This window comes from Mesorhizobium sp. WSM4841, from assembly GCF_055811515.1.
Genome location: NZ_JBVVQC010000002.1, coordinates 8836 through 22860, shown reverse-complemented (window position 1 = coordinate 22860; position 14025 = coordinate 8836). Strand labels below are relative to the sequence as shown.

General features: G+C 62.6%; 12 protein-coding genes. 10 read left to right on the top strand and 2 right to left on the bottom strand.

Translation table 11 applies throughout. The annotated features are described in order from the left end of the window. The first annotated feature begins 265 nt into the window (after positions 1–265). The 6 genes from AC0L14_RS02145 (at position 266) to AC0L14_RS02120 (ending at position 8351) form a co-directional block, all read left to right on the top strand. Positions 266–2062 (top strand): acyl-CoA dehydrogenase, encoded by a 1797-nt coding sequence (locus tag AC0L14_RS02145; protein WP_473748534.1) that lies wholly within the window; start codon positions 266–268, stop codon positions 2060–2062. Between the two features lie 56 nt (positions 2063–2118). Further along, entirely contained in the window at positions 2119–3288 is a 1170-nt protein-coding gene (locus AC0L14_RS02140) for an acyl-CoA dehydrogenase family protein (protein WP_473483763.1), read from the top strand. 30 nt (positions 3289–3318) lie between these two features. Then, positions 3319–4527 (top strand): acetyl-CoA C-acetyltransferase, encoded by a 1209-nt coding sequence (locus AC0L14_RS02135; protein WP_258120557.1) that lies wholly within the window; start codon positions 3319–3321, stop codon positions 4525–4527. Positions 4528–4541: 14 nt separating this feature from the next. Next, complete coding sequence (locus AC0L14_RS02130; protein ID WP_473748533.1) at positions 4542–6761, top strand: 3-hydroxyacyl-CoA dehydrogenase NAD-binding domain-containing protein; 2220 nt, start codon at positions 4542–4544, stop codon at positions 6759–6761. A gap of 81 nt (positions 6762–6842) precedes the next feature. Then, entirely contained in the window at positions 6843–7493 is a 651-nt protein-coding gene (locus AC0L14_RS02125; RefSeq protein WP_123146562.1) for a S24 family peptidase, read from the top strand. Positions 7494–7502: 9 nt separating this feature from the next. Then, positions 7503–8351: a thermonuclease family protein gene (locus tag AC0L14_RS02120; RefSeq protein ID WP_473748532.1), complete on the top strand. Its 849-nt coding sequence runs from the start codon at positions 7503–7505 to the stop codon at positions 8349–8351. Here the strand turns inward: AC0L14_RS02120 and AC0L14_RS02115 are convergent. Next, the gene (locus tag AC0L14_RS02115) at positions 8314–9963 is read right to left on the bottom strand and encodes a lysine--tRNA ligase (RefSeq protein WP_473748531.1); all 1650 of its coding nucleotides are present in this window, start codon (positions 9961–9963) and stop codon (positions 8314–8316) included. The two genes, AC0L14_RS02120 and AC0L14_RS02115, sit on opposite strands and share 38 nt — an antisense overlap. Before the next feature lie 171 nt (positions 9964–10134). On the opposite strand from AC0L14_RS02115, the gene AC0L14_RS02110 reads away from it, so the two are divergent. After that, positions 10135–10545, top strand: a complete 411-nt coding sequence (locus tag AC0L14_RS02110) for a tellurite resistance TerB family protein (protein WP_292399336.1) — start codon at positions 10135–10137, stop codon at positions 10543–10545. 40 nt (positions 10546–10585) lie between these two features. On the opposite strand, the gene AC0L14_RS02105 is transcribed toward AC0L14_RS02110, so the two are convergent. Then, positions 10586–11404, bottom strand: coding sequence for a transporter substrate-binding domain-containing protein (locus AC0L14_RS02105; protein WP_473484515.1), 819 nt, complete (start codon positions 11402–11404; stop codon positions 10586–10588). A gap of 287 nt (positions 11405–11691) precedes the next feature. Here AC0L14_RS02105 and AC0L14_RS02100 point away from each other — a divergent pair, with 287 nt between their 5' ends. The 3 genes from AC0L14_RS02100 to AC0L14_RS02090 all read left to right on the top strand — a co-directional run bounded on the left by AC0L14_RS02100 (position 11692) and on the right by AC0L14_RS02090 (position 13921). Beyond that, positions 11692–12423, top strand: coding sequence for a helix-turn-helix transcriptional regulator (locus tag AC0L14_RS02100; protein ID WP_095493549.1), 732 nt, complete (start codon positions 11692–11694; stop codon positions 12421–12423). 97 nt (positions 12424–12520) lie between these two features. After that, positions 12521–13159, top strand: a complete 639-nt coding sequence (locus tag AC0L14_RS02095; protein ID WP_095493548.1) for an acyl-homoserine-lactone synthase — start codon at positions 12521–12523, stop codon at positions 13157–13159. A 15-nt stretch (positions 13160–13174) separates the two neighbouring features. Next, on the top strand, positions 13175–13921 hold the full coding sequence (locus tag AC0L14_RS02090; protein WP_123146566.1) for an enoyl-CoA hydratase-related protein: 747 nt from the start codon (positions 13175–13177) through the stop codon (positions 13919–13921). Positions 13922–14025: the final 104 nt, after the last annotated feature.

The window sequence follows — 14025 nt, the reverse complement described above, 5'->3', positions numbered from 1 at the left end:
AGAGCCGCGTGGCGCTGGCCGCGCGGCTCTTTCTGCCTTCCGGCTGCGTCGGGATGAATACATTTCAATCGTTCCGCACTGGCTTCATTGGTGTAGCGCCGCTACGCTCGCGGGCAAGGCCCGGAAAAAATTGCCACACCGAAAAGTTGACGTTTACGCAAACGTCAACTTTTGCTATCCCGACCTGAACATTGGTCCGCATGCTGTCCCTGATTCTTTTTTTGGGCTTGATTTCGGAGCCAAGGCCGCATGGTGGAGGAAACGCATGCCGATCTACAGGGCGCCGGTCCAGGACACGCTGTTCGTGCTGAATGAGGTGCTGGGCTACCGGCGCTATTCCAATCTTCCCGGATTTTCCGACGCGACGCCGGATGTGGTCGAGGCCATCCTCGCCGAAGGCGCCAAGCTCGCCGAAAACGTCATGCAGCCGCTGAACCGCGTCGGCGATATGCAAGGCTGCGTGCGCCATGACGACGGTTCGGTGACGACGCCGAAAGGCTTCAAGGAGGCCTTCGACCAGTATCGCGATGGCGGCTGGATGGGGCTGGCCGCACCCGTCGAATTTGGCGGCCAGGGTCTGCCTTACGCGGTGCATACCGCTGTTTCCGAATATATGGTTTCGGCCAACATGTCGCTGATGATGTATCCCGGCCTGACGCAGGGCGCGATCGCGGCGATCATTACCCATGGCACCGACGAGCAGAAGGCGACATGGCTGCCGAAGCTGGTCGAGGGCATCTGGACCGGCACCATGAACCTGACTGAGCCGCATTGCGGCACCGATCTCGGCCTGCTGCGCACCAAGGCGGTTCCCAATGGCGACGGCACCTACAGGATTTCAGGCCAGAAGATCTTCATCTCGGCCGGCGAGCACGACATGTCGGACAACATCGTCCACCTCGTGCTGGCCCGCATCGAGGGCGCACCGGAAGGCGTGAAGGGCATTTCGCTGTTCATCGTGCCGAAGCTCAAGCTCGATGCGTCCGGCAATCCGGGCGAGAAGAACACCGTCTCCTGCGGCTCGATCGAGGAGAAGATGGGCATCCATGGCAATTCGACCTGCGTCATGAACTATGACGAGGCGCAAGGCATGCTGCTCGGCGACGCCAATGGCGGGCTGAAGGCCATGTTCACGATGATGAACGAGGCCCGGCTCGGAGTCGGCCTGCAAGGGCTTTCTCTGTCGGAAGTCGCCTACCAGAACGCTGTGTCCTATGCCAAGGATCGCCTGCAGGGCCGCTCGCTGTCCGGGCCGAAGGCGCCGGACAAGAAGGCCGATCCGATCATCGTCCATCCCGACATCCGCCGCAGCCTGATGACTATGAAGGCCTTCAACGAGGCCGGCCGCGCGCTGGCGCTGTGGACGGCGATCAAGTCGGACATCGCGCACCGTGCCAGTGACGACAAGGACCGCCAGGCCGCCGACGACTACACCGGCCTGATGACGCCGGTGGTCAAGGGCGTGCTCACCGACAAGGGCTTCGACCACGCGGTGATGGCGCAGCAAGTGTTCGGCGGCCACGGCTATATCGAAGAGCACGGCATGAGCCAGTTCGTACGCGATGCCCGCATCGCCATGATCTACGAGGGCGCCAACGGCATCCAGGCGCTCGACCTCGTCGGCCGCAAGCTGGCCTTGAATGGCGGCCGCGCCGTGCAGGCCTTCTTCAAGGAGGTCGGCGAGTTCTGCGAGGAGAACCGCACTGACGAGAAGATGGCGCCCTTCACCAAGGCGCTGAAGAAGGGCCTCAACGATCTGCAGGCGGCGACGATGTGGCTGATGCAGAACGGCATGGCCAAGCCCGACAACGCCGGTGCCGCCTCGACCGACTACATGCATCTCTTCGGCCTGGTGGCGCTGGGCTATATGTGGGCGCAGATGGCCAAGGCAGCCGGGGCGAAATTGGCGAATGGCGCCAACGGATCTTCGGCCTTCTACGACAGCAAGCTGGTGACGGCGCGCTTCTTCATGGAGCGGATCATGCCGGAAACGTCGGCGCACCTCGCCCGCATCTCCAGCGGCGCGGACACGCTAATGGCGCTGCCGGCGGAAGAGTTCTAAGCTCGACGTTCCCCTCCCCCTTGAGGGGAGGGGAGCGTTGGCGCGGGAGAAATAGCATGACCAACCCCGCCGAAATCCTCGGCCTCCCCAAACCCGCCTGGGCGGCGGACGAGGTGGGCATGCTCTACGACATGGCGCACCGCTTCATGTCGGAAGAGATCGCGCCGCGCTATGAAGAGTTCGAGAAGAACGAGATGGTCGACCGCGAGAGCTGGCTGAAGGCAGGTGCGGCCGGTCTGCTTTGTGCCTCGATGCCGGAGGAATATGGCGGTTCGGGCGGGACATTCGCGCATGAGAGCGCCATCATCGAGGCGATCGGCCATGTCGGCGTCGACGGTTTCGGCATCGGCTTGCACAATTCGATCGTCGCCCCTTACATCCTCCACTACGGCTCGGAGGAGCAGAAGAAGAAATGGCTGCCGAAACTGGCGACCGGCGAGTTGATCGGCGCCATCGCCATGACCGAGCCCGGCGCCGGCTCCGACCTGCAGGGCGTCAAGACGCGAGCCGAGAAGGATGGCAACCAATACAAGGTCAACGGCTCGAAGACCTTCATCACCAACGGCCAGCTCGCCAACTTCATCATAATCGTCACCAAGACCGATCCGGAGAAGGGCGCCAAGGGCACTTCGCTGATCGTCATCGAGACCGACGAGGTGGAAGGGTTCGAGCGCGGCCGCAACCTCGACAAGATCGGGCTCAAGGCCAACGACACGTCGGAACTGTTCTTCAACGATATGCGCGTGCCGACCTCCAATCTGCTCGGCCACGAGGAAGGCCAGGGCTTCGTCCAACTGATGCAGCAATTGCCGCAGGAGCGGCTGCAGATCGGCACCGGCGCCATCGCCATGATCGAGCGGGCGCTGGCGCAGACCATCGACTACGTCAAGGAGCGCAAAGCCTTCGGCAAAGCGATTATCGAATTCCAAAATACCCAGTTCAAGCTGGCCGAACTGAAGACCGAAGCGACCATCGGCCGGGTCTTCTACAATGACTGCGTTGCCCGCCATATCGATGGAGGCCTCGACCCGGTGACGGCCTCGATGGCCAAATACTGGCTGTCCGACCTGCAGGGAAAAGTCGTCGACGAATGCCTTCAATTGCATGGCGGCTATGGCTACATGAATGAGTATCCGATCGCCCGCATGTTCCGCGACGCCCGCGTCCAGCGCATTTACGGCGGCACCAACGAGATCATGAAATTGCTGATTGGACGCTCTCTCTGAGAGACTTTCAGCAAACCAAGGAGCAAGAAAATGGCCGAAGCTTATGTCTATGATGCCGTGCGCACGCCGCGCGGCAGGGGCAAGAAGGATGGCTCGCTGCACGAGGTGCCGGCGGTGCGGCTCGGCGCCAAGGTGCTCGAGGCGATCCGCGACCGCAATGGGCTGGATACCGGCACCGTCGACGACATCATTTTCGGTTGCGTCGACCCGGTCGGCGAGGCGGGGTCTGTTATTCCGCGCGCCGCCGCCTTCGAGGCGGGCTACGACACGAAAGCGCCCGGCATGCAGATCTCGCGCTTCTGCGCCTCTGGCCTGGACGCCATCAATTTCGGCGCAGCCAAAATTGCGCAAGGCGCCGACGAGATTGTCATCGCCGGCGGCGTCGAATCGATGTCGCGCGTCGGCATGGGCGCATCCGGTGGCGCCTGGTTCATGGACCCCTCCGTTGGCCTGCCGGGCTGGTTCGTGCCGCAAGGCATCTCGGCCGACCTGATCGCCACGAAATACGGCTTTTCGCGCGACGACGTCGACGCCTATGCGGTCGAGAGCCAGAAGCGTGCTGCCAAAGCCTGGGGCGAGGGCCGCTTCAAGAAATCGGTGATCTCGATCAAGGACCAGAACGGCCTGACCATCCTCGACCACGATGAGCACATGCGGCCGGCGACCGATATGCAGTCGCTGGCGGCACTCAACCCGTCTTTCGTCATGCCCGGCGAAATGGGCGGCTTCGATGCCGTCGCGGTGCAGAAGCATCCCGAGGTGGAAGAGGTCAACCACGTCCATCACGCCGGCAATTCGTCCGGTATCGTCGACGGCGCGGCGGCCGTTCTGCTCGGCTCGAAAAAGGCTGGAAAGACGATCGGCCTGAAGCCGCGCGCGCGCATCCGTGCATTCGCCAATATCGGTTCGGAACCGGTGCTGATGCTGACCGGTCCGGTAGACGTGACCGAGAAGCTGCTGAAGCGCGCCAGGATGAAGCTGTCGGACATCGATCTGTTCGAGCTCAACGAGGCTTTCGCCTCGGTGGTGCTGCGCTACATGCAGGCTTTCGATATTTCGCACGACAGGATCAACGTCAATGGCGGTGCCATCGCCATGGGCCATCCGCTCGGCGCCACAGGTGCGATGATCTTCGGAACGGTGCTGGACGAACTTGAGCGTCGCGACCTCGATACCGCGCTGGTGACGCTCTGCATCGGCGCCGGCATGGGCACCGCAACGATCATCGAACGCGTCTGACGGGAGAGAGACCGATGAGCTATACCAATTTCACGCTGGACATCGACGCCGACGGCATCGCGCTGGTCACCTGGGACATGCCCGACCGGTCGATGAACGTTTTCACCGAAGAGGCGATGCTGGAGCTGAATTCCATCGTCGACAAGGTGGCGAGCGATGCAGCAATCAAAGGCGCGGTCATCACCTCCGGTAAGGATACGTTTTCCGGCGGTGCAGACATCACCATGCTGCAGAAGATGCTGTCGAAGTTCGCAGCCGACAAAGCCAAGGACCTGGACAACGCGACCAAGGCGCTGTTCGACAATGCCGGTTATATGACCGGCCTGTTTCGCAAGCTGGAAACCTCAGGCAAGCCATGGGTGTCGGCGATCAACGGCACCTGCATGGGCGGCGCGTTCGAGCTGTCGCTTGCTTGCCATGGTCGTGTCGCGGCCGATTCCGACAAGGTCAGGATGGCGCTCCCCGAAGTGAAGATCGGCATCTTCCCAGGCGCCGGCGGCACCCAGCGCGTGCCGCGGCTGACCGACCAGCAGCAGGCGCTGCAGATGCTGACCTCCGGCCAGACGCTGTCGCCGCAGAAGGCCAGGTCGATGGGCCTGATCCACGAGATCGCCGAGCCGCAAAAGCTGGTCGAAACCGCCAAGGCCATGATCAAAAATGGCTTGAAGCCGGTGGCGCCGTGGGACGAGAAGGGCTTCAAGCTGCCCGGCGGCCCGATCTATTCGGTGGCCGGCGCCAATCTGTGGCCACCGGCAATCGCCATCCTGCGTCGCGAGACCTATGGCAACTATCCTGCTGCCGCCGCCATCCTGAAATGCGTCTATGAAGGCCTGCTGGTGCCGTTCGACACCGCTTTGCGCATCGAGCAGCGCTATTTCACCGAGATCATGCAGACAAGAGAAGCGGCGGCGATGATCCGCTCGCTGTTCGTGTCGCTGCAGGAACTGAACAAGGGTGCGCGCCGCCCGGCCGGCGTGCCGGAAACCAAGTTCAAGAAGATCGGCGTGCTCGGCGCCGGTTTCATGGGCGCCGGCATCGCCTATGTTACGGCCAAGGCCGGCTTTCCGGTGGTGCTGCTCGACCGCGACATGGAAGCTGCCGCCAATGGCAAGGCGCATTCGGACAGCTTGATCTCGGATCAGGTCAGGAAGGGCCGCGCCAAGCCGGAGGACAAGGACAGGCTGCTGTCGCTTATCACGCCGACGGCCGACTATGCCGACCTCGCAGGCTGCGACCTGGTGGTCGAGGCGGTGTTCGAGGATTCGGGCGTCAAGAAGGACGCCACCGAAAAGGCGGAGGCCATGCTGAAGCCGGCGGCGGTCTTCGCGTCGAATACGTCCACCATCCCGATCACGTCGCTGGCGAAGAATTCGGCGCGGCCGAAGAATTTCATCGGCATCCATTTCTTCTCGCCGGTCGACAAGATGATGCTGGTCGAGATCATTTTGGGCAAGAAGACGGGCGACAAGGCGCTGGCCACAGCGATCGACTTCGTCCGCGCCATCAAGAAGACGCCGATCGTCGTCAACGACACGCGCGGCTTCTACGTCAACCGCTGCGTGCTGCGCTACATGTCGGAAGCCTACAAGATGCTCATCGAGGGCATTCCGGCGCCGATGATCGAGAATGCGGCGAAGGCCGCCGGCATGCCGGTCGGTCCTTTGGCGCTCACGGACGAAACAGCGATCGACCTCGCGCAGAAGATCATGAAGCAGACCATGCGCGATCTCGGCGAAAACGCGGTCGACCCGAAGCAGATGGCGCTGATCAACACGCTGGTCGATACTCATGGCCGCTTTGGCCGCAAGAACGGCAAGGGTTTTTACGACTATCCGCAAAAGCCTGCCAAGAAGAAGTTGTGGCCGGGCCTGAAGGATCTTTATCCGCAGTTGGCGCCTGAAAAGGTCGACTATGAGGAACTGAAGCAGCGGCTCCTGGCCACCATTGCATTGGAGGCGGCCCGGGTGATGGAGGAGGGCATCGTCACCGATCCGCGCGAAGCCGATGTCGGCTCGATCCTCGCCTTCGGCTTCGCGCCCTTTACCGGCGGTGTGCTGTCTTACATCGACGGCATCGGCGCAAAGAAATTCGTCAAGATCGCCAAGGGTCTGCAGAAGAAGTACGGCGCCGAGTTCAAGGCGCCGAAGCTCCTGCTCGATATGGCGGAAAAGGGCGAGACTTTCTACGAACGCTTCGATCCCTATGCCAGGAGTGAGGCCAAGAAGGCGGCGTGACGCCGCCTTCTTGGTGGACAAGATCGCGGCCACCGGTTAGAACAGAGAAGGTATTTTTTCCTGTTCTGAAGGAGAGCAAAAGTGCTCTCGCATGACCGCGTATGGGCCGCAATCGATGCTCTCGCCGAGCGCTATTCGCTCTCGGCCTCGGGGCTGGCGAAGCGTGCGGGCCTCGATTCGACAGCCTTCAACAAGTCGAAGCGGCTGTCCTCGGACGGGCGGCCGCGCTGGCCGTCGACCGAATCGCTGGCCAAGATCATTGAGGCGACGGGCGCCTCGCTCGACGAATTCACGGGACTGGTCGAAGGCCGGGGCAAGCCCGGCCCCGGACCCCTGCCCGCACGGCGGTCTTCGGTGCCGCTGCTCGGCTTCGCCCAGGCCGGCGCCGGCGGTTTCTTCGATGATGCCGGCTTTCCGGCGGGGCAGGGCTGGGACCTGATCGAGCTTCCGGCACAGGCGACCGGAACCTCCTATGCGCTGCAGGTCCAGGGCGATTCCATGCTGCCGCTCTACCGCAACGGCGACGTGCTGATTGTCGAGCCGGGCGCTGCCACCCGCAAGGGCGACCGGGTCGTCGTCAAGACCAATGCCGGCGAGGTGATGGCCAAGGTGCTGGACCGTCAGACGGCGAAGTCGATCATGCTGGTCTCGCTCAATCCCGATCACCCGGACCGCGACATCCCCATGCGCGATGTCGAATGGGTGGCGCGGATTGTCTGGGCAAGCCAGTAAGGGCCGCCGGTGCGCCCGCTTCATGCAGCCGCTGCGGTGTCGACGATCCTGGTGATGGGGGCCGCCATCGCCGCCGGCGGCCGCGCCGTTCTGCATGACGAAAACAGCCGTGTCGCAGCTCGAGCGCAGGCCGGCATGGCGGCGCAATCCGAAGCGCCTGCTATATCAGCGATCCCGCGACCCAAGGCGGCGAGGCCGGAGGCGCATTCCAGGGCCATCGATCCCGAGGTCGTCGCGCCGCCGCAGCTTCAACCCGAAGAGCTTGAACGGGTCGAGCCGCGCGCGCCGCTGAGTGATCTGGCGCTGGCCAGACCGCCCAAATCGAAAATGCCCGACGACTGGAACGGGACAAAACTGTTCCAGCCGATTGCAACTGCCGCCGGTGTGATCGAGGCCAAGGGCTACTCGGTCGCGGTTTCGGGTATCGACATCGTCACGCAGGACGAGACTTGCGCCGACGGCGGCAAGTCCTGGACGTGCGGCAGCCGGGCGCGAACAGCGTTCCGTGCTTTCCTGCGCGGCCGGGCGGTGGTTTGCGCGGTGCCGCCCGAAGGCGGCCGCGACCTGATCGCCGCCGAATGCCGCGTTGGCAACCAGGATGTCGGTCAGTGGTTGATCGAAAACGGCTGGGCGCGCGCAGCCAAAGGTGGCCCTTACGTCGAGGCCGGCGAGAAGGCGCGTACGGCGAGGAAGGGCATTTTCGGGCCGGCGCCCAGTCTCTCTGGCCTGCCTCCAGCACCAGCCCCTGTCGCGGCAACGCAGCCGACGCAGCTGATTCTCGATCCGTCTGCGACGACTACGTCGCCAACCGAGACGACGGCTACGCCGCCAGCTGACCAGCCAGCGCCTTCTGAATGAGCGCGCGGGTTTCTGCGATGCCGTAAAGGGCGGCGAAGGAACCGAAGCGCGGGCCGCGCTCCTGTCCGATTAAAACCTGGTAGATCATCTGGAAGAAGGCGACGGAGACGCCCGGCCCGCCCTCCGGGCTCTGCTTCGAATGGTCCTGATAGCGTTCGATCTTTCGCGCAACGTTGAGGGCGGCATTCTGGATCACCTCGCCATCGGCGTCTGGCGGCAAAGCGGCGAGCGCGTCAGAGAGTTTCGTCAGCGCCTCGCGCTCGACCGCGTCGGCGGCCCGGTACACCTTGGCCGGCTTCACGAAATCGTCGAAATAGCGGATCGCATACTCGGCCAGCCGGTCGAGCTCGGGATGGGTCTTCGGCGTCACGCCTGATGTGTGGCGCGAAATGAACCCCCACAGCACGTCCTTGTTCTGGGCGTTCGAGGCACTGACCAGATTAAGCAGCAGCGCGAACGACACCGGCAGGTCGACGACAGGCGGGTTACCGTCATGCATGTGCCAGACGGGATTTCCCAGCCGCTCCTTCCACTCCTGCCGGCGATAGGCGGACAGAAAGGCGTAATACTCGTCCACCGCCTTCGGAATGACGTCGAAATAGAGCTTCTTGGCCTGCCGCGGCCGCTGGTACATGTAGAGCTCGAGGCTTTCGGTCGGCGCGTAGGTCAGCCACTCGTCTATGGTCAGTCCGTTGCCCTTCGACTTCGAAATCTTCTGGCCGTTCTCGTCCAGGAACAGCTCATAGACGAAATGCTCGGGCGCGCGCCCGCCCAGGATATTGCAGATACGGTCGTAGATCACCGCATTCGTCTGGTGGTCTTTGCCGAACATTTCGAAGTCGACGCCGAGCGCCGCCCAGCGCATGCCGAAATCCGGCTTCCACTGCAGCTTCACCATGCCGCCGGTTATGGGCAGCGTGGTTTCGGTGCCGTCATCATCGAAGGTGATAGTGCCGGCCTTGGCGTCGACATGCTTCATGGGGACGTAAAGCACGCGGCCACTTTTGGGGGAAATCGGCAAGAACGGACTGTAGGTCGCCTGACGCTCCTCTCCGAGCGTCGGCAGCATCACGTCCATAATCTTATCGAAACGTTCGGCAGCGAGCAGCAGAACGTCGTCGAAACGGCCAGCCTTGTAGTATTCCGTCGCGCTGGCGAACTCGTAGTCGAAGCCGAACGTGTCCAGGAAACGGCAAAGCATTGCGTTGTTGTGGTCTGCGAAGCTCGCATAGTCGCCGCCGAAAGGATTGGGGACGGACGAGAGCGGCTTGTGCAGGTGCGGCTCGAGTGCGGCGCGATCGGGGACGTTGTCCGGAATCTTGCGCATACCGTCCATGTCGTCGGAAAAGCACAAGATCTTGGTCTTGACCGTGTCCCGGGTAAGGACGCGGAAGGCGTGGCGCACCATCGAGGTGCGTGCGACCTCGCCGAAAGTACCGATATGCGGCAGCCCCGACGGACCGTAGCCGGTCTCAAACAGTACGGTCTCGGGAAAGTCAGTGTCTTTGTAGCGCTCGACGATCTTCCTGGCTTCCTCGAACGGCCACGCCTTGCTTTCAGCCGCTGCCGCAAGCACCTCGGGATTGAGATCGATGATGTTTGATCCCGCCATTTCACTGTTTTCCAAATTGTTCGCCGGCATCGCCGCAAATAGGGGGCCGGAAGAGGTTTTTTCAACCGGTCTCTAGGCGTGCCTGCCGTAGGCGTCAACGATCGCGGCTCTTTTTCCTTGCAGCGTCGGTGCCGCGTTCCTAACTTCGGAGCCCGTTTGAGGAGTTTTTAAATGTCGTTGCCGCCGCATGAAGCCCTGATCTATCTGATGGTCATCACCTCCGCGTCCGATCGCGACATGACCGATGTCGAACTGGCGCGGATCGGCGACGTCGTCCGCTCATGGCCGGTGTTCGAGGACTTCGACCATGACCGGCTGGTCGGCGTCGCCCAGGACTGCCAAAAGATGCTGCACGAAAAGGACGGGCTGGAAGGCGTTTTGGCGCGCGTCGCTGAAGCACTGCCCGAACGCCTGCTTGATACCGCCTATGCCGCAGCCTTCGAGGTTGCGGCCGTCGACCTCGAAATGCGCTTGGAGGAGGTGAGGGTGCTGCAGCTTATCCGTCGCCAGCTCGATCTCGACACGCTCACCGTCGCAGCCATCGCCCGCGCCGCCAAAGCCCGCCTTCGCACGCTGACTTGATCCGGGCCCTGAAGGGTCAGAAGAAGCTGACCGGACCGGATCAGAAAAAACTGACCGGGAAATAGCGCAAATAAAATTCGGCGAAGATGCCCTTCACTGAGATCTGCTGCAGCGCGTAGTTGAATGCCGCGGCCAGCGCCGGATCGTTGGCCCTGGTGGCGATGGCCATTCCCGAGCCCAGATATTCTGGCGCCAGATAGGGGCCGCCGGCGAAGCGGCAGCATGCTGCGGCATCCGAACCGCCCAGCCAGAAGGCGAAGCGCATGCCGTCGCCGAAGGCGGCGTCGACCTTGCCGGCCTTAAGATCATCATAGAGTTCTTCCGGCCGGCCGAAGGGTACGACCTGAACGGTGCTGAAATAATCGCGCAGCATGCGCTCATGCGCGGAGCCGGCCACCACGCCGACGCGCCTGCCGCGCAGCCTGTCGAAGATCGGTTCCGCGAGCGCCTTTGTCTTCGGCATGATGAAGCGTGCCGGAAACTGCAGGTAGGAGCGCGAGAAGGCATATTTCGACCGCGACTCCGGCGTGGCGGCGATGCCGGCAATGATCGCTTCGCCTTCGCCCTTCTGCAGCGCCCCTTCGAGCTCGGCCCAGGGCAGTGCCTGGATCTGGCATTTTTCCGCGATGCCGAGTTCGGCGCAGATGGCGCGCGCCAGATCGACGTGGAAGCCGGACAGGCGGCCCGCCCCGTCGAGGAAGTTGAACGGCGGGAAATCGGTGGTGGTCAGGAATCTCAGACGCGGCAGCGCGGAAAGGTCAGGCTTCGGCAGCCGCTCCTTTGCATCCCACAGCACCGGCACTTGCGGCTCCGCGGCACGCGCTGCCGTGAGCCACTGTGCCCCCGTCATTGCCAGCATCAAGACGACGGGTATCCACCGAATTGCCACGATCGAGCTCCGCCCTGTCCTGTCCAATGTGGCTTTTGGTACGAAAATGACACAGGCACAACGGTTTTTGATTTCATCACGCCGATTTAGGGTTATGCTTCAGCGAGCTTGCAAACATGTGTGGCGTCGGCTGGAGGGTAGCTGCAAGGCGCTGCAAACAGAGAGGAGCAGGTTTGTAATCCGGGGTCGATGGCAAAGCGCAGGTAGCACTGGACCGTTGATCTTAACGCGGAAGGCAACATGGGGTAGATGTTGCGATGGGCCACTTCGATCGTACACTGGAATTCATAGATCAGCTGCAGCACGCCAACACGGCGGCCGCGGTCTGCGAAAAACTGCTTGGCATAACCTCGGAGTTCGGCCTGACGGCGCTGATGGCCGGAACGGTTCCGCAACCGGGCACGCCAAGAGGCCAGCAAAAGGACCATGTGCTGCTTTGCGAGTGGCCGGGAGAATGGCTCGAGCGCTATGTGGCGCGCAACTATGTCGACCACGACCCCGTCGTCAGCCACATGAAGCAGCTTCAGGCGCCGTTCCAGTGGCGGGAGGCGTCCCAGAGCATCCGCATCGACAAGAGCAGCGGCGAAGTGATGGGCGACGCCGGCGAATTCAAGCTGCGCGACGGTTTGGCCTTCCCGCTGGTTACGCTCGATGGCCAGATCGTCATGGTGTCGCTCGGCGGCGAAGCCGTCGAATTGTCTGGCGCCGATTTCGGACTGGTGTCGCTGGCCGCGACCTATGCGATCGGCCGTGCCATGCAACTCCATACGATGGCGGCCCAGACCATCGACCACGTCGAACTGACGCCGCGTGAGCGCGAATGCATGCAATGGGCCGCCGTCGGCAAGTCCGAATGGGAGATTTCACAGATTCTCGGCATTTCGGAACACACGTCAGAGAAACACCTTCTTAACGCCAAAAGCAAACTCGGTGCCGTCAACCGGGTGCAGGCGGTCGCGGAAGCGATAAGGCGCGGCTATATTAGCTAGCTCGGCCGTGCCGGCCTAGAAATTCTTGCCTACGTGATCGCGTAATTTTCTCGGGACAGCCCGGCCGTATCTTCCTATTGAACCTAGGAGACGGCAGATGCTTTTTTCCCTTACCACACAGGAACTTATGGAACGTCCCGACCTTTGGGAGGCCGTTCATCGTTTGCGCTACAAGATTTTCGTCGAGGAGATGGGCTGGACCGACCTGCAGCGCCCCGATGGCCTTGAGATCGATCAGTTCGACCATGACGAGGCGGTGCATCAACTCGTCGTCCGCAATGGCGAACTCGCCGGTTATCAGCGGATGTTGCCGACAACGCGGGCGCATCTTCTGACCGAGGTGCTGGCGGACCTCTATGAAGGGACGCCGCCGTCCGGCCCGAACGTTTGGGAATTGACCCGCTACGCGGTGGCGCCGGGCTTTCGTGACGGCAAGCGCGGCGTCTCGACGGTCGGCACCGAGCTCATTGCCGGCTTCGTCGAATGGGGGCTGAAGCGGAACGTCAACCAGGTGATCATCGAGTTCGAGCCGATGTGGGTCCTGCGGGCGCTGCAGTTGCACTTCCTGGCGAAGCCGCTTGGCTACCAGCGCACCTATGGCAACCAGCAGGTCGTCGCCACACTGCTCACCTTCAACGAGCATACGCTTGAGGTGGTGCGTTCTCGTCGCAGTCATTTCGCGCCGGTGCTGGCCAGGGGATATCCCGACAGGCTCGGAATGAGGCAGGCCTCGTGAGAATTGGAGACAGCCATGAACATCCACCCGCAAACAGAGTTTCGGAATCATACCCTGATTGTCACGGTGTCGTCGGAAGACGGCCGGCCGGTGCTGGACGGGCGAGCTTATGAAAGCCTGGCCAAGATCTTCCACGAAGCCGCAATCGACGATGATGTGCGCGTCGTGGTGCTGCGCGGCCTCGCCGGCTGCTTCTGCCTCGGCGGCGATTTTTCCGAATTCCTCGACGCCACCAAGCATCAAAGATTGATCGCCGCCGTCACCGACATGTTCCGCACGTTGGCGACGTTCCCGAAACCGGTCCTTGCCTGTGTCGATGGCGACGCCGTCGGCGTCGGCTGCACCATCCTGTTCCATTGCGACATGGTGATCGCATCTGATGAAAGCACGTTCCGGGTGCCGTTCGTCGATTTCGGCCTCGTGCCGGACGCGGCGACCAGCATCCTGGCGCCGCAGAAACTCGGTTATGCCGGCGCTTTCCGCTTCTTCTGCCTGGGCGACACGCTCAGTGCCGAGGACGCCAGGTTGCTTGGCCTGGTCACGGAGATCGTGGTGGGCGATGTCGAGGAAGCCGCACTTGGCAGAGCCAGGCAACTCGCCAAGAAGCCGGTCGCCGCACTGCTGCAGACGCGCGACCTGCTCAAGGGCGACACGGGCGCGCTCTGCGATCGCATTGACCAGGAGATTTCGCTGTTTCAGCAGGCTTTGCAGGACGATACCACGCTGCGGCGGCTGCAGCGGATTGCTCGGCTGGCGGCATGAGAAGTCATTCGGCAGAATGACAGGAACATCTGGAATCGTGGGGGGGGGGGGGGGGGGGGGGGGGCGCGGGGGGGGGGGGGGGGGCCGCGGGCGCGGGGGGGGGG